The organism is Robinsoniella sp. (genome assembly GCF_034124845.1).
Window position 1 is genome coordinate 24,941 of sequence record NZ_JAWYAJ010000223.1, and the last position, 21,111, is coordinate 46,051.

The window sequence follows — 21,111 nt, forward strand, 5'->3', positions numbered from 1 at the left end:
GATGGTCAGCGTAATGACGGTGCCTTTTGTAACCCCCACTCCGGAGGTAACATCCTGATCCATTACCGTTCCTGCAGAATATCTGTCGGAATACTGCTCCTGGGATTTCACAGTGAGCCCCAGCGCCGTCAAGGTATCTTTCGCATCAGTAAAGGTACTTCCCACTACGTTAGGAACGGTGATATCTTCTTCTTCCGGTCCGTCACTGATTACCACAATCACAGTATCTCCGGAACTTGCAGAAGCTCCCGCTTCCGGCGTTGTACGGATTACCAGATCTTTCGCAACCAAATCATCGTTTTCTCTGGAAACGGAAATACTCAGATTTTTATCAGCCAGTTCTGCTTTTGCCTCATCCTCTGTCAAACCTGACACATCCGGCACCGTTACGGACTGCTGCTGGTTATCTGATTCTTCCGGTCCTTTACTGATCGTATAGGTAACCGTGGTATTCTTGCTGACACTTGAATTAGCTGCTGGGTTCTGGGATACAATCTGTCCCTGTGCATAAGTGGAAGATGCCTGCTCACCAGCCAGGGATGCCCCAAGCCCCAGTGCATTTAATTTTTCTTTCGCCTGATCAGCCGTAAGCCCTCTCAGATCCGGTACGGTAACTTCTGCCTGGTCTGATGAGGAGTTGCTCTGGGTGGTGCTTCCTGTGCCATTACCCTGGGAAGCCGATTCTGATTCCGTCGTCTTAACGGTTGAGGTTTCCGTAATCTTTGTGGACTCTGTCGTCTTTTTCTTGCCTGCTCCGAAATTAAATAATCCCAGAGCATTTCCGATCAGCACCAGGAACACACATCCAATCACAATGGCAATAATAATACTTCCGATGGTCATTACCTTTTCCAGCTTTGGATTTATGCCGGATCTGCCGTCATCGTCATCATCATCGTCATCATCATCCGGATCGTAATCATCATTCATATATCCATTGTTGTAGTTGTCACCATAGCCGCCCTGATAGCCGCCTCCCTGGTAACCGCCTCCCTGATAACCACCGCCCTGATAACCGTCGCCCTGGTAACCATTGTTCATATAGCCGCCGTAGTTTCCATCCTGCCCGCGGTTATCATTGCCTCTGTCACCATAGCTGTTATGGATCTGATCCAGTTCATCCTTGGAGATCACCACCGTTCTGGCATTGTTGTTAATGGGCGTCAGCTGGACAAAATCTCCGTCCGGGTTGACCAGTGATTCTTTCAAATCATGGATCAGCTCGGTCATATCACCATAACGCCTGTCCGGACTTTTCTGGGTACACTTTGCAATGATCTGCACCGTACTGTACGGAAGATCCGGAACAAATTTATGGGGGGAAGGCATTTCTTCCTGCAGATGCTTGATGGCAATTGCAACCGTAGAATCCCCGTCAAAGGGAACATGCCCTGTGAGCATTTCAAAAAGGGTAATACCAAGGGAATAGATATCACTCTTAGCATCGCTGTAACCGCCCCGCGCCTGTTCCGGAGAACTGTAATGCACAGATCCCATTACATTGGAGCTTATGGTATTGGAAGAAGCCGCTCTGGCTATTCCAAAATCTGTTACTTTTACTTTACCATCCGTAGAAATGATGATATTCTGTGGCTTCACATCACGATGCACAATACCCTTCTTATGTGCAGCCTGTAAGCCCATGGAAACCTGCACCGCAATACTGGTTGCTTCACGGACAGCAAGTCTTCCTTTTTTACCTATATAATCCTTTAATGTAATTCCCTCTACTAATTCCATTACAATAAAGTAGATTCCATGATCGTCCCCTACATCATAGACATTCACAATATTTGGATGCGCCAGGCCTGCTGCAGCCTGTGCTTCCACCCGAAATTTGGAAATAAACGCTGTGTCATCCCGAAATCCTGTTTCAGCACCTTGACCGCAACAAACCGGTTCAGCTTATGGTCTTTTGCCTTATAGACATCTGCCATACCGCCGGCACCAATTCTGCCTACGATTTCATAACGTTCCTGGATAAACATTCCTTCTTTTAACATTATTCCACCTCACCTGTCAACGGTTCTATCAAAACAACCGCAATATTATCTTTACCACCATTTTGATTCGCCCTTGCAATCAGTTCGTTTCCAATCCACTGGAGATTGGGACCGCTTTTTACAATTTTCTCTATTTCTGCGTCCTCTATCATGTTGCTTAACCCATCTGAACACATCAAAATGATGTCTCCCCTCTGAAGCCTCATATCAAAGAAGTCTATTACTACCTTCTTTCTGGCCCCAATTGCTCTTGTAATAATATTTTTATCCGGATGATTTCTTGCCTGTTCCCGGTTGATCTCACCAATCCTGACCATCTCTTCTACCAGAGAGTGATCCTTTGTAATCTGTAAAATTTTATCACTGATCAGATACAGCCTGCTGTCCCCTACATTTGCCACATACAGATATTGTCCGATGACTGTCGCTACCACCAGGGTGGTCCCCATACCCGCTAATGCCTCGGATGAACTTGATTTTTCCATAACTTTAATATTTGCAGTTTCGATTGCTGAACGTATAATTTTTATCGGATTTGTATCCTGGTTTTTACGGATATCCTCAAGCAATACTTCCACCGTATAGCTGGAAGCCTCATCACCTGCGTTATGTCCGCCCATACCATCTGCAACTACAAAAAGATTTGGAAGATTCCCCACAAGCCCACCAGAAGCATAAACGAAATCCTGGTTTGTTGCTCTTTTTTGCCCTACATCCGTAACGCAATATGATTTCATGTTTCTTCCTCTCCTTTACCATTTATGACACTTAAGATTTTTCCATATAACTTTTGCGTAACTGTCCACAGGCACCATTGATATCTCTGCCCATTTCTCTTCTAATAGTAACATTAATTCCACATTTTTCAAGTTTATTTTTGAAATTGTCGATAACTTTTTTCTGGGACTGAATGTAATCCCGTTCCTTAATCGGATTCACCGGGATCAGGTTTACGTGGCAGTTTAACGGCTTAATCAGTGCAGCAAGTTCGTCTGCATCTTCCTTTTTGTCGTTCACACCGCCCACCAGACTGTATTCAAAGGTTATCCTACGCCCCGTCTTCTCAAAGTAATACTGACATGCATCAATCACTTCGTCCAGGCTGTACTTATTGGCTATTGGCATTAATTCACGCCGCTTTGCCTGGTTGGATGCGTGTAGTGACAGAGCCAGCGTTATCTGCAGCTGCTCGTCTGCCAGCTGTTTCATTTTGGGAACGATACCGCATGTGGAAACGGTAATGTTCCGCTGGCTGATATTCAGCCCGTGTTCGTCTGTAAGCATTTGGAAAAATTTTAATATATTGTCATAATTGTCGAGAGGTTCTCCCGTTCCCATTACAACAACGTTGCTAACCCGCTCCCTAGACAGCTTCTGGATCCGGTATATCTGGTCCAGCATCTCTGCTGCCGTGAGATTCCGGGTCCATCCTCCAATCGTCGAAGCGCAGAAACGGCATCCCATCTTACATCCCACCTGGGAAGAAATACACACGGAATTTCCGTGCTTGTATCGCATGAGTACACTTTCAATTACATTTTGATCTGCCAATTTAAATAAGTATTTTTGTGTTCCGTCTATCTGAGAAGTGAGCACTTCCACTACCGAAAGACATGTACAATCATAATGTTCAGCCAGTGTATCCCTGAGATTTTTGGATAAATTCGTCATCTCCAGGGGAGAATCAGCCAGTTTTTCATGTATCCACTGGTATATCTGCCCCGCCCGAAACGGCTTTTCTCCTATCTTTGCCATCTCCGCTTTCATCTCCTGAAAATCAAGCGTCTTTAAATCTACTTTTTCCATTTTACTAACCTATCCTCTTAAATCTTGCCATAAAGAATCCATCTGTCTTGTGAATTCCCGGCAACAACTGCAGATAACCTGCTTTTGTGGTCTTACTTCTCAATTCTTCACAGATATAGGGATCAATACTCTCCAGCTGGAAAGGATAATTATCCAGAAACCATTTTACATTAAACTGATTCTCATCTGCTCCTATGGTGCAGGTACTGTAAATCAGGGTTCCGCCTACTTTCACATAGGGGTAAACCGTATCCAGTATCTTCCGCTGCAGCTTCACCAGCTCCTGCTGCTTTGTCTCTGTCATTTTGTATTTAATATCTGTTTTTTTACCGATTACGCCCAGACCGGAGCATGGAAGATCAGCCAGCAGTATATCTGCCTTTTCCACCGAAGCACCGTCAAATGCAGTTGCATCCTGACGCACGGCTAACATATTAATCAGTCCTACCCGTTCAATATTTTCCAACATCATGTCTACTTTATAATCGGTAATATCCCTTGCTTCCACATGACCGCTGCCGTTTAGCTTGTCCGCCAGATGCAGACTTTTTCCACCCGGCGCCCCGCAGACATCGATGCAATAGTCCCCGAACTTAGGAGATGCGATTTCCGCCACCAGCATGGAACTTACGTCCTGTACCTGGAACAATCCCTCCTTGAAAGCATTGATCGCCTGCATATAATTATAATCAGAGATTTCCAGTGCATAATCCAGATAAGATACGTCTTCTGCCGTAATATTCTGTGCTTCCAGGCTTGCCTTTACTTCTTCCTTCGTTGCCTTATTCAGGTTGCAGCGAATGCTGGTCTTTTGTTCCTTTTCAAAATTCATACAGACGGTTTCCACTGTTTTTAAATCATATTGACCCAGCCATTTTTTCAAAATCCACTCCGGCATGGAATACCTTACTGATAAATAGTGGAGTGGATCCTTTGCCGGATCCGGGTACTCCACTTTGTCAATTCCTCTTGCTATACTGCGAAGCACTCCGTTTACAAACCCTTTTAAACTGTAAAATCCTCGCTTTTGAGCTATTTTTACAGCTTCATTGCAGACTGCTGAATCCGGAATGCTGTCCATATATTTAATCTGATACACAGACATTCTCAGAAGATTGCGGATTAAAGGCTTCATATTTGCTACCTTTACCGTAGAGAACTGCTCCAGTATATAATCCATCTGAAGCATATACTCTATGGTGCCCTCCGCAAGCCTCGTAATAAATGCCCTGTCCCGTTTTTCTAAATACTGGTATTTCTCCAGTACATTACGGATGACTACATGACTGTACTCTTCTTCCTCCGTAACCTCCATTAAAATACCCAGTACAATTTCTCTTAAGTTTACCGTTTTAGTCACGATTCCTTCCTCCTGATAGTATGATCAAACGAAGGAGCTGCAAAATAGATGATGCCAGACTCGCAACGTAGGTAAGTGCTGCTGCTGAAAGTACCTTTTTTACAGCGGATACCTCCTGGTCCCCGCAAATGTGGGAAGTTCCAAGAATTTTAACCGCCCTTGAAGATGCATTAAATTCTACCGGAAGTGTTACCAGCTGAAAGATTACCGCCAGTGTAAATAAAACGATTCCCGCTGTCATAAGCGGTCCCATTGAAAAAATAAGCCCTGCAAGGAAAATGGGCCAGAACAGCGTAGAACCCAGATTTGCAGCCGGTACCAGCGTACTTCTTAAAACAAGCGGCTTATACTTCTCCTGATGCTGGATAGCATGACCGCATTCATGTGCAGCAACGCCGATGGCTGCCACAGAAGTTGACATATACGTACTGTCTGATAAGTTCAGCGTTTTCGTTCGGGGATCATAATGATCCGTAAGATTTCCCTGTACACGCTGAATCCCTACATCATAGATACCGGCACCATGAAGTATCCGTTCTGCTGCCTGGGCGCCGGTGAGTCCCGACATACTGCGTATCTTGTTGTATTTTGCAAAAGTACTCTTTACCCTGGCTGAAGCAGCTAATGAGATCACCAATCCAATCAGCACCAGTATCATAGTCGGATCATAAAGCATACCCAGACCGCCAAAACCTAATCCATAAAATCCATTTGAACTGCTGTAGCTAAGTAACATGATATTCATTCCCTTCTATCGTCATTCAGTACCCTATCCGGAAAGGAACTATAGTGCCAGCACTGTTACTATAGTTTCCGGCCGGACAGCGTACCGGAGCCTGTTTGAAAATTGCATTCAAACTAATTATTTGAGTGATATCGCAAGCAGGCTTACGATATGCACTTAGTCAAGTGAGACTATTCTAACCTATTTTTTGCAAAAAACCAGCAACTTCACAGTAATTTCATAAATTCTTAAACTTTTTTAAGATAATTGGCTTTGGACATCTAACTGGCATCCCCGCAGGAACGCATCCACAGGCATTTTTTTCTTGCCTTCCAACTGCACTTCCAAAAGGCTTAACACGCCGTCCCCGGTCTGTACTTTTACTGTGTTTTTGGTAACTTCCACAACGGTTCCCGGTTCTGAACCGGAATTTACATCTTTGACATCAGCCATCCAGATCTTTAATGTCTTTCCATCTAAATGGGTATATGCACTGGGCCAGGGATTCAATCCCCGGATCAGGCGTTCCAGTTCTGCCGCACTTTTATTCCAGTCAATCTGCCCGTCTTCTTTTTTCAGCATTCTGGCATAATCGGTGGAGCTTTCTGCCGGCTGTTTTTCATAGGATACCTCTCCGGCTTCCAGTTTATCCAGGGTTTCTGTTAACAGATCCGCCCCTGCCTGGCTAAGCTTATCAAACAGGCTGCCTCCCGTTTCTTTTTCCTCTAATTTTACCACTCTGGTAGTGATCATATCACCGGTATCCAGCCCTGCATCCATACGCATAATCGTAACTCCGGATTCACTCTCGCCATCAATGACAGCCCACTGTATCGGCGCTGCACCACGGTATTTCGGCAGTAAAGAACCGTGAACATTCAGGCATCCCAGTTTGGGAACATCCAGCACTGCCTGGGGTATAATCTGCCCAAAAGCCACCACTACCACCACGTCCGGTGAAAGCTCTTTTAATGTTTCCAGAAATTCCGGTTCTCTGACTCTTTTTGGCTGGTACACCGTAATTCCGGCTTCCACTGCCACTTCTTTTACCGGAGGAAACTGCATTGCTTTTCCTCTGCCCTTCGGCTTGTCCGGCTGGGTTACCACTGCCAAGACCTCATGACGGGATTCTATCAGCTTCTTCAATGTACCCACCGCAAAATCGGGGGTACCCATAAATACAACCTTCATCTATTTACCTCTTTTCTAATTGCAGGCTCTAGAGCGTGTTTGATAATTGCTTTCTGGCAGCTGTGCGTCACACTTTGTGGGAGATTTGTCCCGGATGAAGGGCACGTAGCGGGCTACGTAACCTGAATTCGGGGCAAATATACCGCAAAGTGGGACGTGCAGATGGCGGGAATGAATTTTCAAACACGCTCTTATCTTTTTTCTACTCTTCATCCTCTAAACTGTCCACATCCATCAGTTCCCCTTCCACATGGTTGGTGAACATAACCCCATCCAGATGGTCACACTCATGGCAGACAGCCCTGGCAAGCAGTTCCGTAGCTTCCAGAGTAAACTCCTCCATATTTTCATCCAAAGCCTTCACTTTTACATAATTGGGCCTTGTTACAATGCCCGTCTTGCCTGGCAGGCTTAAACAGCCTTCGTTTCCGGTCTGCTCATCCGCCACTTCCAAAATCTCCGGATTAATGAATACCCTTGGGGTTCCATCGGTGTCGATTACTACAATTCTTTTCAGGATTCCTACCTGTGGTGCCGCAAGCCCTACTCCCATTTCCATGTACATGGTTTCAAACATGTCTTCGATAAGTTCCTGGATTCTGGGGGTCATCTCTTTGACTGGTTTACATTTTTTAGTTAAAACCGGATCTCCCATAATTCTTATCTTTCTGAGTGCCATTTTACTTTCCTCCAACTCTTTTGTTTATATGATCAGGTTACAAATGTATTTAATTCAGATCGAATTGTATATTTACACTTTCATATCCCTGGTTCGCTTCTATATATTGTTCCACTTTATCTTTAATCATAGTCAGTAAATCGTGTCTTTCTTCCTTTAGATAAATGACTTTGTGATAGATATCATTTACCTTGGCAACCGGCTCATCCGCCGGTCCGATGATACGCACACCGGTATTCCCGGCTATCCGCACAATAAACTTCTGCAGGTAATCCATTGCCAGGCTTAAGTGCATCAGTTCCTGACATGCTCCGTGAATTGCCATCATATTTGATGCAGGCGGATACCCAGCCAGACTCCGATAAGCGATTTCCTGTTCATAAAAGCTTTCGTAATCCTGGTTTGCCGCTGTGATAATGCAGTAATGTTCCGGGTCGTAAGTCTGGATGATGACCTCCCCCTTTTCCTCACCTCTGCCTGCCCTGCCCGCAGCCTGGGTCAGCAATTGGAAAGTACGTTCCCCAGCCCGGTAATCGCTGGCGTGGAGTGACAGGTCTGCGGCTAAGATACCAACCAGGGTCACATTAGGAAAATCATGCCCCTTCACGATCATCTGTGTGCCGATTAATATATCAGCCTCCTGATTGGAAAAAGCGGACAAGATTTTTTCATGCCCATCCTTTTCTTTCGTGGTATCCATATCCATTCTTAGAATCTTTGCCTGTGGAAATTCTTTCTGTACAAACTCTTCCACCTGCTGGGTTCCCACCCGGAAACCTCTGATAAACTCCGAACCGCAGTTCGGGCATTTCTTCGGCTGGGGCTCTTCATACCCGCAATAATGGCAGACTAATTTTCCATTATTGTGAACCGACAGTGAAACATCACAATGGGGGCACTGGATAACATGGCCGCACATACGGCAGGATATAAATCCCGCATACCCTCTTCTGTTTAAGAATAACATAACCTGCTGCCTCTTATCAAGCCGGTCCTGCATCAAATCTCTCAGCCTGCTGCTGATAACCGAACGGTTTCCTGTCTGAATCTCCTTGCGCATATCTTCCACATATACATTGGGAAGCTCACTGGTCTTTGCTCTGTTCTGCATGGTGAACAAGGTGTATTCCCCTGTCTTCGCCTTATAGTAAGCATCCACAGACGGAGTTGCCGAGCCCAGTACCACCTTGGCACCTTCCAGGACGCTCCGGTGAATGGCAACCTCTCTGGCATGATAGCGGGGAACGCTTTCGCTTTTATATGTGGGTTCATGCTCTTCATCAATAATGATGATGCCCAGATTGGGAAACGGAGTGAACAATGCGGATCTGGGACCAATCATGACATCGATATCCCCATGTTTTGCCCGTTCAAACTGATCATAGCGCTCCCCCGCAGAGAGTCTGGAATTCATAATGGAAATCCGGTCTCCAAACCTTTTATAAAAGCGCATCACCGTCTGATAGGTCAGGGCGATTTCGGGAATCAGCACAATCGCCTGCTGTCCCATTTTAACTGCATGGGCGATCAGCTCCATATACACTTCCGTCTTGCCGCTTCCGGTGATCCCGTGGATCAGATAAGTACGCTTATCTTTATCCTCCCAACCGGAAATGATCTGTTCTGCAATATATGCCTGCTCCTGGTTCAGCCGCAGCAGATAATCTTCTTTCATGCCCAGTTTAATGGGATTGCGGTAGACCTTTGTGGTTTTTACCTCTATGATCTGCTGTTCCGTCAGTGACTTAATGGTGGCCCCGGTAATATTCAGCTTGGAAGTCACCAGTTCATAGGGAAGTTCCTCTTCCTCCAAAAGTGCTGCCAGCAGGCGCTCCCTGGCCTTCTGATGCTTCTTTTTATAAAATTCCAGCTTTACTTCTGCTTCCGTCCGTTCCATGACCAGGCAGATCTGCTTCTTTTCTTTTGGTTTGACTTTTTGCTTGATTGGGATTACCGTTTTAAGCGCCTGTATCATTGTTGCACCATAATTTTCCCGGATCCATGCCGCCAGGGCAATCAGCCTGGATTCGCTGTCACTGCCGTCTGTGACGATTTCACAGATTTCCTTCATTTTTGACGGATCATATTCACATTTCTGGCTGATGGAAACCACATACCCTTTTATAAATCTGTTTCCCCTGCCAAATGGAACTTTTACGACCATTCCAAGCTGTAGGGTTTCCTGCATTTTTGCCGGAATCTCATATTGAAAGGTACGGTCCAGTTTCTCCTGTGTAATGTCCACAATAATATTTGCGTATAACTTTTGCATGGGTTCTCCTAATGCTGCATTAGTATCTGTTATTTTCTGTCTTCATTCAATATTTCCTGAATCAGGACGCGTTCATCCATGGGATATTTCTTTCCTTCGATTTCCTGATAATCTTCATGTCCCTTGCCCGCCAGAACAATTACATCACCCGGCATGCCATGATGAATGGCATAGGCAATTGCTTCTTTTCGATCTGTAATCTTGATAAATTCACCTTTTGTCTTTGAAATGCCGGTCTCAATGTCTGCCAAAATATCTTCTGGTTTTTCGAACCTGGGATTATCCGAAGTAATAATGGTAAAATCAGCCAGTCTGCCCGATACCTCACCCATCTCATATCTTCTGGCCTTTGCCCGGTTTCCGCCGCATCCAAAGACGCACACCAGCCTTTTTGGATGGTACTCTTTCAGTGTGCTAAGCAGGCTCTCCAGACTCATGGCATTATGGGCATAGTCAATCATTAAGGTAAACGCATCCGATACCTTTATCATTTCAATCCTGCCTTTTACTTTTGCTTTGCCAAGAGCTGAGACGATATCCGCTTCTTTCACACCAAAATGCCTGCAGATTGCAATGGCTGTCAGGGAATTGTATACGCTGAATTTTCCGGGAATATCGATTTCCACATCGAAATCCATAAGCCCGTTCACATGATAGGATATCCCCAGATACCCCGGTTTGGATACCAACTTCGTACCGGTTGCCCGAAGATCTGCTTTTTCGGAAAAACCATAGGTCTCCACTTCACAGGTATGCCCCTCCAGAATCTGGTCCAGATGTTCGTCATCTGCATTAAAGATGCCAAGTTTACACTGTTTAAAAAGCATCGCCTTACATTTTAAATAGTCCTCGAAGCTCTCATGCTCCGCAGGACCGATATGATCCGGTTCTATATTTGTAAAGATTCCTATTTCAAAGGTAAATCCAGCCGTTCTGTGAAGCATCAGCCCCTGGGATGAAACTTCCATTACAACACAGTCACATCCTGCGTCCGCCATACGTCTGAAATACTCCTGTACCAGCGTAGATTCCGGTGTTGTATTTGCCGCCGGGATCACTTCATCTCCGATAATCGCTTCAATTGTTCCGATGAGCCCGACTTTATGACCCGCTGACTCCAGAATGGATTTTACCATATAAGTGGTAGTGGTCTTCCCCTTTGTTCCGGTAATGCCAATTACCTTTAATTCTTCTGCCGGATGTCCGTAGTATGCCGCAGCAATAAGTGCCATGGCATAGCGCGTATCCGCAACCCGAATCACCGTAACATCGCCCGGTACTGTAACCGGATCTTCTGCCACCAGTACCTTTGCTCCCTTTTCAACAACTTCTGCTGCATATTTATGTCCGTCACTGACGGCTCCCTTAATACAGATAAACAGAGAACCTTCCGTTACTTTTCTGGAGTCGTTCACGACCTGTGTGACTTCTGTCTGAATATCTCCCTGGGTACACTGATATTCCACTCGTTCTAATAACTGTGCCAATTTCATAATATTATCCTCCATGTCTGACTTACATGTCTTAAAACTATAACCCCAGAGCCATTCTATGTAAAACAGACACTGGTTTATGCGGTTACAGAGATTTTCTACCCTTTAGAATAACATACCTACCTGTACTTTTCAACTTTTTATCACCGCAGAAGACGACTTAAAAACGGAGTCTTTTTCATCATCCCTCTTTCCATTCTCCCAGCAGTTTCCTTACGATTTCCCTCTGGGCATCTTCATTATAGTAAAGTACCTCGTACTCATTTCCTTTTTCACTCAAACGCGTTATTACCTGTATTCCAAATCCGATACCCGTTTCTGATACGGTTTTGAAGAGCCGCCCGTTTATCACGCGATCTTCTAAAAATCCTTCTTCCGACAATTTTTGCAAGATCCATTTATTTGTAAGTCGTTTCATAACCTGATCATCCCGCAGGTCATTGATTTGTCCTACCAGGTCACTTAATGTGGTTTGTTCTGCATAATGGATCTGTTCCGCTATTTCATTAGTCAGAACAAATTCTGATTTCTTATTTTTGCCCCGTTTTTCTTTTATTTCCTCTTTTACCAGTTCACTTTCTGCTATATCTGCAAAGCCGGTTTCAAAAACAGCGCCGGTTGATTCATCTGTTACAGCCTCATTTTTCACACAATTTAAAAAGCGTTCCCCATACTTTTCATATTTAAACTCCCCGACTCCGGATACGGTAAGCATTTCTTCTCTTGTTCCCGGTTTTAACACACACATGTGTACCAGGGATTTATCTGAAAATACAACATATGGCGGAACCTTTTCTTCTCTTGCAATTTCCGTCCTTAAGCTTCGCAGTTTTTCGAACAGAGCTTCATCCGCTTCTGAGAGAGCTAAGCCTGCCGCCGAACTCTTCTTTCCTTTCTTCGCCTGCTTTGTCTTCGTCTCTTTTTCCTGTTCTTTTGCCATCTTTATGATAACCGTTTCCTCTTCCTGAAGGATCAGACCGGATTTTTCCGTCAGTTTTAGAATGGTGTATTCATCATTTGTGGCACTGATATATTCATTTAACAGAAGATGGTTCATCACCTGGCGCAGTTTATGCGTGGGAGTCTTTGCAAGTTCTCCATAATGGGGATTCCCATCCATTCTGTACTGTCTGATTTTCGCAGTATTCGCCCCATGTACCGTATCGATAATGACGTTGATGCCGTATCTCTGATGGCTGGATTGTATACATCCAAGGAGACTTTTCGCCAGATCCGTCACATCCACCTCTTCAAACTGAGTCAGACAGTTGGAACAGTTCCCGCAGTAATGATCCTTGTACTCTCCGAAATAGCGAAGTAAGTAGTCCCGCAGACATTCGTTGGTACAGCAATAAAAGGTCATCCGTTTCAGCCGCTCTCTGTCCCGTTCCCTGACTACAGATCTGGTCACATCATCTAACTCATCATGATCAATATCACGCTCGATAAAAAACTGGTTGGTAATCACGTCCTGCCCGTTGTATAAAAGGATACATTCCCCCGGTTCTCCGTCTCTCCCTGCTCTGCCTGCCTCCTGATAATAGTTTTCCACATTTTTCGGCATTCCATAGTGGATTACAAACCTGACATTGGATTTATCGATCCCCATTCCAAATGCATTAGTTGCCACCATAACCGACGCTCTGTCGTATGTAAAATCTTCCTGGTTTTCCTGCCTTTCCCGGTCACTGAGCCCCGCATGATAGCGGGTTGCCATTACGCCGTCCCGGATCAGATTCTCATGTACTTCCTCAACTACTTTTCTGGTCAGACAGTAAATGATGCCGCTCTGATCCGGATGCAGATCCAGATAATTCTTAACCGCACCGTACCGGTCCTTAGGCTTTAGAACCCCAAAATAGAGGTTGCTTCTGTCAAATCCCGTACTTACTACAGTGGGAGACTGCAGCATTAATATATCTACAATATCCTCTCTTACTTCCTGTGTTGCCGTAGCGGTAAAGGCACAGATCACCGGACGCACTTTAAAGAGCCGGATAAACTCCAGAATTTTCAGATAACTGGGCCTGAAATCCTGTCCCCACTGGGATACACAATGAGCTTCATCCACTGCCACCATAGAAATTTCTGCCTCCATGGCAAAATTCAAAAATTCATCCGTCATTAACCGTTCCGGAGCCACATAAATAATCTTATACTGCCCCATTCTGGCAAGATCCAACGCTCTATAATATTGATTTGTTGTAAGGGAACTATTTAAAAATGCGGCATGAACGCCTGCTTGATTTAATGCTCTGACCTGATCTTTCATAAGAGAAATGAGTGGAGAAATAACTAATGTAATGCCATTTAACATCAATGCCGGTACCTGGAAACACAACGACTTTCCCGCCCCTGTAGGCATAATCCCCAGCGTATCCCTTCCCGACAAAATACTGTCTATCAAAGTTTCCTGTCCTTCACGGAACTCATCGTAACCAAAGTACTGTTTTAAAATTTTATTCCTTTCCTTGCCTAAATCCAAAATATTCACCTTTCTGCCGTGCGTGCGGCTGCTGATTTATTAAATGCAGAATTCGCAGATTTCTGTTTTATTCCCGCGGGCAACGAGCCAAATGGTGCTTGCAGCGGGGTTTTTGACTTTAGAGATCTTCTATTATGAATATAGCGGGTATTGATAAGGATGTCAATAGTTTCTTGAGGTGCAGCAGATGGGGCGTGGGGGAAATACCAGTTTCGCCCTGCGCCACCTGCGCCCTGCCCTGGTACTTCTCCCACGCCCCATCCTTTCGTATATAACCTTGTGAACCGAAAGCGTCTATCTTCTTCTCTGCCTATATAAAATACCTGCACTAAACAGCGCAATCCCTGCCGCCCCTAATACAATTTTCTCGTCAAAGCTGCCCTTTATCATAGAAAACAGGTAAAACTTCTGCAGATATTTATCTCCTGAATAATTACACACATAATATACCATTGGAACCATGTAAGCGATTGCCATATTATCCGATAAACTATAAGCCATTATTCCAAGTGCGCCTAAGAAGACCGCTCCTCCCAGGACTCCAAGATAATACTGGATTGGTGAAAACACCGGATTATTGAAATACAATACGATGATAAACGCCCCCAAAACCACCAGCAATACCAGCAAAGATTCCATAAGCCGTATGAGATGTACTTTGAATGCAGGCATATATTTGCTTCTGGCAAGGTCCCGGATGTTCCTATCCTGATCCGGTATGAATATTGGAACCAAAAGGATAACCCCCACCAGCTGAACATACATTTCCAATGTCTGCGCCACCTGTACAGAATCCAGGCCCTTCATCCCCATAAGGACAGGGGCTAACAGGCTGAAACACAGGGCGATCAGTAGATGTGGCAGAAAATTATGCTTCAGATTTGCTTTTCCTACTGCGATATACAATTCCATTGAACTTCCAGATCCCCTTTCTCTTCCATTCAAAAATAAATATGGTAATGATTAATAACACTACAGCCAATACGGCAAAAAAGATACGGTTTGTCAGCAGGCTCTGAAATTCTGCCGTAAACTTTGCGGATTCCCCCACCGTATTCCACCTTGGTGCCAGGTGAAAACGAAATCCTCCTACTAATCCGGATCTGACCGCACTGTTTATGTCTATAAACCACCAGATTCCCTGAATCAATATTCCAAGAGCGCTGTCCGTAAGTTCGGTAAAGAAAAAGCCCACGGAAACAACCGCCATAGCCGTAGGAAACAGCCATCCCAGAATGTATTTCATGTAGGAGAAAACATCTGTGGTTACGCCCAGTGTTCTGGCATAATAAATTGCTTCCATCATGGGTGAAATGCTCAAAATAACTACCGGTATCATGCTCATAATCAGCGTTGCCAGATAGCGGGAAAGTACAATGGATACCGAAGATGCTTTTCTGGAATAGATCAGACCGCTGGCACCTGCACGCCGATCCCGCATTCCCCTGGTCACAGCCAGAAATACCGGCAGTATGGCAAGCATCAGCACCATATAGTCACAGAATATCCGGGCAAATGCACCTGTCACATGATCCACATCAATGATTTGCTGATACTCGCTCAGCGCCTCTTCATAAGTCATAGGAACCATTGCATTTCCAGCCATCTTTTCCGGCGCATAATAGGAGGTCCCATTGGCACCCAGAATGGAATCCACCTCTTTCATTAACTGCTTAAACTGCTCATAAGTAATGGTATCCGAAATTTCTACTATACGTCCGGACACAGGCGGCATAATGGTTCCCGGCTGGGTCTGGACGGCCGTTTGGGAATTATCCTCTTCCAGCTCACGGCTCAGCTCCGACTCTGTTCTGCCGGTTACTTCTTCCAGTATCTCTGTCACACGGTTATAGTCTTCCTCTCCCAGAGATACCCCTTTATAAAAACCGATGGGATATGTAGCATAGGAATTATTATGCCAATCAACCATCAGCTTCCCTGCAGTCGCCTGCATAATCTCCTTTGGATCGCTGCTCTCTTTCATTCCATAGGACTCCTGTCCCGGCTGAGGCTTGGTGACTACGGAATACTCTTCCATCTGTGAAGAAACAAACACGGCGAGTATAATCAGGTACAGATAAAAGATCACACTCTTTAAAATCTGTTTGCATTCCTTTCCTAATAAACTAAAAAACATCACCTGTCCCTCCTTTCCCTCTGCATCAGATACATGTAGGCATCTTCAACATTTGCCTCGCAGGAAACAGCTCCGGAAAAAGGCTTTTCTTCTGACACAAATTTCACATTCAGATGATTCCCAATTGCCATCATACTGGTCACCACATATTTTTTCTTCATATTAGAAAGTTCTTTTTTCGAAATTTCTGCGGTATAAATTTTGCCGGCGGCTTCCTGAAGCAGCTGCTCTACCGTACCTTTATACTGTATTCTTCCATGGTTTAGTATGGCTATATCCTCACAGGTTGCCTCTATATCACCGACAATATGTGTGGATAAAATTACGATGCGCTCTTCAGCCATTTCACAGAGCAGATTCCGAAAACGCACCCGCTCCTCCGGGTCCAGACCTGCCGTTGGCTCATCTACAATCAGTACTTTTGGATCGTGCAGGATCGCCTGTGCTATCCCCAGTCTTCTTCTCATCCCGCCTGACATGGCACGCACCTTCGTTTTTCTTTCATCCTGGAGATTCACCTTTTCCAGAAGAGGCAGAATACGCTCCCTGCGGCTGGATCTGCTCATTCCCGATAAGACACCTAAATAATCCATCGCTTCATATGCCGTCATATTTCCATACATATTAAAATCCTGCGGCAGATAGCCGGTCATTTTCCGGATCGTCTCCGTTTTCTCAATGGGCACCTCACAAACCGTTACTTCTCCTGCATTTTTTTTAAGCAGTGTGGCAAGCACTTTCATAAGTGTGGTCTTTCCTGCACCATTTGGTCCAAGCAGTCCAAACATCCCACTTTCAATCTTCAGGTTTATATTTTGCAGCGCCTGTTTTTTGCCATAATTTTTATCCAGATTTTCGATTATGATTTCTGTAGACATGATATCTCCTCCTTATTACCGTTCCTTTGTAGTTTTTATCATACCCATTAAATATCTACACTTTTCCTATTTCATACCGAAAATTGCACAAATAATTGCTCCCCCGTCTATACTGTTCGCCAGGTCCAGGCTCCCTCCATGTTTTTCACATAAAAACTTACAGATAAACAGACCGATTCCATAATGTGTGCCATCATCTTTTCCTTTCTGGTCACTGTAATATGGACGGTCTGCCATCTTAAGCCCTTCTTTTGTAAATCCTTCCCCGTCATCCTGGACATAGAGGTATAATTCCCTGTCATCTACACTGCCCTCCAGCGTAATCACAACCTTTGACCTGGCATAGCGCATTGCATTAGACAACATATTTTCCAGGACTTCCATAAAAATCATCTCGTCCATAAACCATTCTGAATCCATTGGAAGCATGGAGTTACAGGAAACCTTAATTTCCCCCATCTCTTCCATAATCTGTGCGATCCCTTCTGTTCTTTTCAAAAGGATTTCCCCTTTCATATACTTCCGGTTTAATTCCAGGGCTTCCAGGCTGCCCACTTCCTTCATCGTATTGGTAAAATTCATCAGCCTCATTGCCTGGGCATTAATGAGATCAAAATTTTCCATCATCTGCTCTTCGGTAATTTTACCTGTGGGATAATATTTAGTTAAAAAATCCGCATACCCGTGTATGACGGTAAGAGGCGTGCGAAGATCATGTGCAAAAGCTGCATTTAAGCGCCGCTGTTCCTCCATCATATTCCACATTCTTTTATTATTTTCAATCAGGGTAAGGCGCATCTGTTCGAAAGCACTGCAGACCTCTCCCAGCTCATCCTTTCCCTCATAGACACACTCATATCCCAGTTCATTGTTACCGATATAGCTTACCTGCCGCTTTAATATTTCAATCGGTTCCGAGAGCTTGTTCTTATAAAACAAATAAGAGGTAACGATGACCCCTGCTATGCTGTAGATCACAATACTAAATGACTGGACAAAGAACACTGCAAAAGTCAGAATACGATCCGTCAATGTCATATCAACCTCAGTCCATACCAGATTGGTAGTTATCCCGTAGGTGTTTCCAAAATAGCGGATGCTAAGGAGGGTACTCCATTTTTCACTGACCGCCATACTCACTGCAAAAAGGATTAAAACTGCTCCAATAGCGATCAACAGATACGTTGCCATCGCCCTTTTCAGGGAAACATCCAGCATCTTTTTTTTAAATTTCAATAACAGTTCATCTATCCAATCCATTTATATCCCACTCCCCACACCGTTTCTACATACGTTTTATCCGCATACTTTCCAATCTTCAGCCGAATCCGTCGGATATGTTCTGCTATGATATTACTGTCGCTTTCTCCGTCAAATCCCCGGATGCGCTCATAGATCGTCTCTTTACTAAAAATCTGCCCACGGTTCATGGACAACAGTTCGATAATATCAAATTCTGTTTTCGTTAAGTTGATTTCCTTCTCCTGATAATAGACGCTCCGCTCCGTATAATTAATCAGCAGATCATCGGTAAATTTCAGGGCTTCCTTTCCCCCGCTCCGGTGTTCCCGCCTCAGATGTGCCGCTACCCTTGCCCCTAATTCTTCTATACTAAAGGGTTTTAATATATAATCATCCCCGCCGATCATCAGCCCGTTAATCCGGTCCCGCTCTTCCACTTTTGCCGTCAAAAACAAAATCGGACAGCTGACGTGGTCCCTGATCTTCTTGCACACGTCCAACCCATTCATGTCAGGCATATTAATATCCAGCAGTATAATATCCGGCTGCATCTCGATTTTCTCCAGCGCCTCGCTGCCACCGCAGGCCGTATACACCAGATATCCCTGCATATTAAAATAATCCTTTAATAACTTTAAAATATGTATTTCATCATCTACTGCTAAGATTTTATACTGCATGAAGACCACTCCTTTTTGGAAATATCGTTTATTCCATTCATTAATAATTAACGCAATTATTTTATCATATAAATCTCTATAAAAATACTATTTCAGAGTGGGAAATTACGCCAGGAAATTTTGGCATAAAAAATAAGCAGATTAACATCTGTTACAAAAAATATTAAAAGCTATAACAATTGTGTTTGTGCAACGATCCAGTATTTCTTTATAAATAATATGAGTATTTTTTAACAGTTTTACAATAAATTGTAGTTGTTATGGACATATTCAAAACAATATGATAAAATATAGGAATGATAACAGAGTCGTAGGATAATTACGAGTGTTTGCCCTCTTACATTATACATAAGAGGAGGTGATCTTCCATAACTATAAAAATAGGAAAGGGGAGTGAGCCTGATGACAGTTTCTGAAGCATTGACCTTAATGGTTTTATTTGGTTCGTTTGTTATAGCATTAATCACTCTTATTGTTCAATTGATAAAATTGAGCAATAAAAAATGATTATCCTCTTCCCTCACAAAGACTAGGATAATCATTCTACACTGAGGGTAAACATAAGTTATACTTATGATACCTGTTATCTACATTATAGCAGTAATCAACTTTCCTGTAAAGTGGTTACTGCTTTTAAATTTAAAATTACTTTTATCTATTGATAATGTTTCAGACTGACCACATTTGCTTTAATGGGAGATAATTCCTCTATAGACTTCCCTAACCTACTATGCTAGAATATTCCTGATAAAATGATTATTCAAATTAGATTCATATATATTACATTTAGGAGGCGCTACATGTTCACTAAAGATCGCAGCTTTTATCATAATTTTTTCTCTCTGTATTGGATCCTGGTCCTTCAGAATGTAATTGTCTTAAGCGTCAATCTGGCTGATAATATTATGCTTGGGGCATATAATGAAACTGCACTGTCCGGTGTAGCTGCAGTTAATCAAATCCAGTTTGTTCTTCAGCAGCTGATGAATGGATGCGGTGACAGTCTTGTGGTATTGGGCAGTCAGTACTGGGGACAGCAGCGGACAGAGCCTATTCGTAAGCTTGCTGCCATTGCGATGCGGGCGGCCTTGCTTTTTGCCGTTCTTTTGTTCATTGTGGTCAGCCTCTTTCCCCATGGTGTACTGAGCCTGTTTACCAGCGATGAGGCAATTATTACAGCCGGCATGGAATACCTGTCCATTATTCGTTTTACCTACATAGTATTTGCCATTTCAACGGTCCTTCTGGCATCCCTGCGAAGTGTGGAATGCGTAAAGATTGCATTCTATATTTCAATTAGTACTCTGGTTATTAATTGCTGTATTAATTATACGCTGATCTACGGACATTTTGGATTTCCGGAAATGGGGGCTAAGGGCGCTGCCATCGGTACGCTGGCTGCACGAATCAGCGAACTGGTCATCGTCTGTTTCTATCTGTATAAAAAAGACCAGAAATTACGTTTAAAACTAAGACATTTGCTGCACTGTGACCGTTCCCTCCTTAAAGACTATATCCATATATGCTACCCGGTAATCATCGTTGCCGGCATGTGGGGATTATCCACTGCCATGCAGACCGTAATCCTGGGACACCTGCAATCCAATGCCATAGCAGCCAACAGCGTAGCATCTACCCTGTTCCTGATTCTGAAAGTAGCATCCGTAGGTGCCGCCTCCTGTGCCACAATTGTAATCGGCAAGACCATCGGCTGTGGTGATATGCACAAGGTAAAGGAATATACCAGAACTTTACAACTGATGTTTCTCTGTATCGGAATTTTGACCAGTATTTCTCTCTTCCTGCTAAAGACCCCCATTCTGGGATTGTACGCATTATCAGAAGAAACCAAATACCTGGCAAATGCATTTTTAACCATTTTATGTGTTACCTGTATTGGCACCGCTTACCAGATGCCGGTTCTGACGGGATTAATAAGAGGTGGGGGCGACACCAGATTTGCCATGATTAATGATATCATCAGTATCTGGTGCATTGTCATCCCCCTGTCTTTTCTTGCCGCATTTTACTTCCGCTGGTCACCGATTATTGTGGTATGCTGTCTGAACTCCGATCAGATCTTTAAATGTGTCATTGCTTTTATACGGGTAAACAGTTATAAGTGGGTTAAAAACCTTACGCGGGCTTAGGTTGCCTACAG

At 44.0% G+C, this 21,111-nt stretch carries 18 protein-coding genes and 1 pseudogene; 2 read left to right on the forward strand and 17 right to left on the reverse strand.

What is annotated here, in order from left to right; all coding sequences use genetic code 11:
- From ACH2DQ_RS10660 to ACH2DQ_RS10740, 17 genes and pseudogenes are all read right to left on the reverse strand, one after another.
- On the reverse strand, positions 1-1,041 hold a 1,041-nt coding region (locus tag ACH2DQ_RS10660), incomplete at its 3' end, for a PASTA domain-containing protein (RefSeq protein WP_395026709.1).
- A gap of 33 nt (positions 1,042-1,074) precedes the next feature.
- Positions 1,075-2,003 (reverse strand): annotated as a pseudogene (gene pknB / locus ACH2DQ_RS10665) (Stk1 family PASTA domain-containing Ser/Thr kinase); the annotation flags it as partial.
- Complete coding sequence (locus tag ACH2DQ_RS10670; RefSeq protein WP_394914261.1) at positions 2,003-2,740, reverse strand: Stp1/IreP family PP2C-type Ser/Thr phosphatase; 738 nt, start codon at positions 2,738-2,740, stop codon at positions 2,003-2,005. The pseudogene pknB and the gene ACH2DQ_RS10670, both read right to left, overlap by 1 nt.
- Positions 2,741-2,771: 31 nt before the next feature.
- Positions 2,772-3,809 carry a 23S rRNA (adenine(2503)-C(2))-methyltransferase RlmN gene (gene rlmN / locus ACH2DQ_RS10675; protein ID WP_394914262.1) on the reverse strand — a complete coding sequence of 346 codons (1,038 nt, stop codon included), beginning with the start codon at positions 3,807-3,809 and terminating at the stop codon, positions 2,772-2,774.
- Between the two features lie 4 nt (positions 3,810-3,813).
- Positions 3,814-5,169, reverse strand: a complete 1,356-nt coding sequence (gene rsmB, locus ACH2DQ_RS10680; protein ID WP_394914263.1) for a 16S rRNA (cytosine(967)-C(5))-methyltransferase RsmB — start codon at positions 5,167-5,169, stop codon at positions 3,814-3,816.
- Entirely contained in the window at positions 5,162-5,905 is a 744-nt protein-coding gene (locus tag ACH2DQ_RS10685) for a zinc metallopeptidase (RefSeq protein ID WP_394914264.1), read from the reverse strand. Before ACH2DQ_RS10685 ends, rsmB begins: the two co-directional genes overlap by 8 nt.
- A gap of 246 nt (positions 5,906-6,151) precedes the next feature.
- Positions 6,152-7,084, reverse strand: coding sequence for a methionyl-tRNA formyltransferase (fmt, locus tag ACH2DQ_RS10690; protein WP_394914265.1), 933 nt, complete (start codon positions 7,082-7,084; stop codon positions 6,152-6,154).
- A 15-nt stretch (positions 7,085-7,099) separates the two neighbouring features.
- Positions 7,100-7,297, reverse strand: coding sequence for a DUF6783 domain-containing protein (locus tag ACH2DQ_RS10695; RefSeq protein WP_394914266.1), 198 nt, complete (start codon positions 7,295-7,297; stop codon positions 7,100-7,102).
- On the reverse strand, positions 7,287-7,763 hold the full coding sequence (gene def / locus ACH2DQ_RS10700) for a peptide deformylase (protein ID WP_394914267.1): 477 nt from the start codon (positions 7,761-7,763) through the stop codon (positions 7,287-7,289). The genes ACH2DQ_RS10695 and def overlap by 11 nt, the downstream gene beginning before the upstream one ends.
- Before the next feature lie 49 nt (positions 7,764-7,812).
- Positions 7,813-10,035 (reverse strand): primosomal protein N', encoded by a 2,223-nt coding sequence (priA, locus tag ACH2DQ_RS10705; protein ID WP_394914268.1) that lies wholly within the window; start codon positions 10,033-10,035, stop codon positions 7,813-7,815.
- A gap of 29 nt (positions 10,036-10,064) precedes the next feature.
- Positions 10,065-11,528 (reverse strand): UDP-N-acetylmuramoyl-L-alanyl-D-glutamate--2,6-diaminopimelate ligase, encoded by a 1,464-nt coding sequence (locus ACH2DQ_RS10710; RefSeq protein ID WP_394914269.1) that lies wholly within the window; start codon positions 11,526-11,528, stop codon positions 10,065-10,067.
- 181 nt (positions 11,529-11,709) lie between these two features.
- Entirely contained in the window at positions 11,710-14,013 is a 2,304-nt protein-coding gene (recQ, locus tag ACH2DQ_RS10715) for a DNA helicase RecQ (protein ID WP_394914270.1), read from the reverse strand.
- Between the two features lie 294 nt (positions 14,014-14,307).
- Positions 14,308-14,925 carry a hypothetical protein gene (locus ACH2DQ_RS10720; RefSeq protein WP_394914271.1) on the reverse strand — a complete coding sequence of 206 codons (618 nt, stop codon included), beginning with the start codon at positions 14,923-14,925 and terminating at the stop codon, positions 14,308-14,310.
- Positions 14,882-16,150 carry an ABC transporter permease gene (locus ACH2DQ_RS10725; protein ID WP_394914272.1) on the reverse strand — a complete coding sequence of 423 codons (1,269 nt, stop codon included), beginning with the start codon at positions 16,148-16,150 and terminating at the stop codon, positions 14,882-14,884. Before ACH2DQ_RS10725 ends, ACH2DQ_RS10720 begins: the two co-directional genes overlap by 44 nt.
- Positions 16,150-17,028 carry an ABC transporter ATP-binding protein gene (locus tag ACH2DQ_RS10730; RefSeq protein WP_394914273.1) on the reverse strand — a complete coding sequence of 293 codons (879 nt, stop codon included), beginning with the start codon at positions 17,026-17,028 and terminating at the stop codon, positions 16,150-16,152. Before ACH2DQ_RS10730 ends, ACH2DQ_RS10725 begins: the two co-directional genes overlap by 1 nt.
- A gap of 66 nt (positions 17,029-17,094) precedes the next feature.
- Positions 17,095-18,288 carry an ATP-binding protein gene (locus ACH2DQ_RS10735; RefSeq protein WP_394914274.1) on the reverse strand — a complete coding sequence of 398 codons (1,194 nt, stop codon included), beginning with the start codon at positions 18,286-18,288 and terminating at the stop codon, positions 17,095-17,097.
- The gene (locus tag ACH2DQ_RS10740) at positions 18,276-18,950 is read right to left on the reverse strand and encodes a response regulator transcription factor (RefSeq protein WP_394914275.1); all 675 of its coding nucleotides are present in this window, start codon (positions 18,948-18,950) and stop codon (positions 18,276-18,278) included. Before ACH2DQ_RS10740 ends, ACH2DQ_RS10735 begins: the two co-directional genes overlap by 13 nt.
- Before the next feature lie 402 nt (positions 18,951-19,352).
- On the opposite strand from ACH2DQ_RS10740, the gene ACH2DQ_RS10745 reads away from it, so the two are divergent.
- Together ACH2DQ_RS10745 and ACH2DQ_RS10750 are read left to right on the forward strand one after the other, a co-directional pair.
- The gene (locus tag ACH2DQ_RS10745) at positions 19,353-19,457 is read left to right on the forward strand and encodes a putative holin-like toxin (RefSeq protein WP_394914276.1); all 105 of its coding nucleotides are present in this window, start codon (positions 19,353-19,355) and stop codon (positions 19,455-19,457) included.
- Positions 19,458-19,750: 293 nt separating this feature from the next.
- Positions 19,751-21,100 carry an MATE family efflux transporter gene (locus ACH2DQ_RS10750; protein WP_394914277.1) on the forward strand — a complete coding sequence of 450 codons (1,350 nt, stop codon included), beginning with the start codon at positions 19,751-19,753 and terminating at the stop codon, positions 21,098-21,100.
- Positions 21,101-21,111: the final 11 nt, after the last annotated feature.

What these genes read in the sequence shown, in the direction of transcription:
- ACH2DQ_RS10720 (WP_394914271.1), bottom strand. Translation starts at nt 14,925, where the DNA reads ATGGAATTGTATATCGCAGTAGGAAAAGCAAATCTGAAGCATAATTTT.
- ACH2DQ_RS10745 (WP_394914276.1), top strand. Translation starts at nt 19,353, where the DNA reads ATGACAGTTTCTGAAGCATTGACCTTAATGGTTTTATTTGGTTCGTTT.
- ACH2DQ_RS10670 (WP_394914261.1), bottom strand. Translation starts at nt 2,740, where the DNA reads ATGAAATCATATTGCGTTACGGATGTAGGGCAAAAAAGAGCAACAAAC.
- ACH2DQ_RS10685 (WP_394914264.1), bottom strand. Translation starts at nt 5,905, where the DNA reads ATGTTACTTAGCTACAGCAGTTCAAATGGATTTTATGGATTAGGTTTT.
- fmt (WP_394914265.1), bottom strand. Translation starts at nt 7,084, where the DNA reads ATGAAGGTTGTATTTATGGGTACCCCCGATTTTGCGGTGGGTACATTG.
- ACH2DQ_RS10735 (WP_394914274.1), bottom strand. Translation starts at nt 18,288, where the DNA reads ATGGATTGGATAGATGAACTGTTATTGAAATTTAAAAAAAAGATGCTG.
- ACH2DQ_RS10750 (WP_394914277.1), top strand. Translation starts at nt 19,751, where the DNA reads ATGTTCACTAAAGATCGCAGCTTTTATCATAATTTTTTCTCTCTGTAT.
- priA (WP_394914268.1), bottom strand. Translation starts at nt 10,035, where the DNA reads ATGCAAAAGTTATACGCAAATATTATTGTGGACATTACACAGGAGAAA.
- ACH2DQ_RS10730 (WP_394914273.1), bottom strand. Translation starts at nt 17,028, where the DNA reads ATGTCTACAGAAATCATAATCGAAAATCTGGATAAAAATTATGGCAAA.
- def (WP_394914267.1), bottom strand. Translation starts at nt 7,763, where the DNA reads ATGGCACTCAGAAAGATAAGAATTATGGGAGATCCGGTTTTAACTAAA.
- ACH2DQ_RS10740 (WP_394914275.1), bottom strand. Translation starts at nt 18,950, where the DNA reads ATGCAGTATAAAATCTTAGCAGTAGATGATGAAATACATATTTTAAAG.
- ACH2DQ_RS10695 (WP_394914266.1), bottom strand. Translation starts at nt 7,297, where the DNA reads ATGAAGAGTAGAAAAAAGATAAGAGCGTGTTTGAAAATTCATTCCCGC.
- rlmN (WP_394914262.1), bottom strand. Translation starts at nt 3,809, where the DNA reads ATGGAAAAAGTAGATTTAAAGACGCTTGATTTTCAGGAGATGAAAGCG.
- ACH2DQ_RS10725 (WP_394914272.1), bottom strand. Translation starts at nt 16,150, where the DNA reads ATGTTTTTTAGTTTATTAGGAAAGGAATGCAAACAGATTTTAAAGAGT.
- ACH2DQ_RS10710 (WP_394914269.1), bottom strand. Translation starts at nt 11,528, where the DNA reads ATGAAATTGGCACAGTTATTAGAACGAGTGGAATATCAGTGTACCCAG.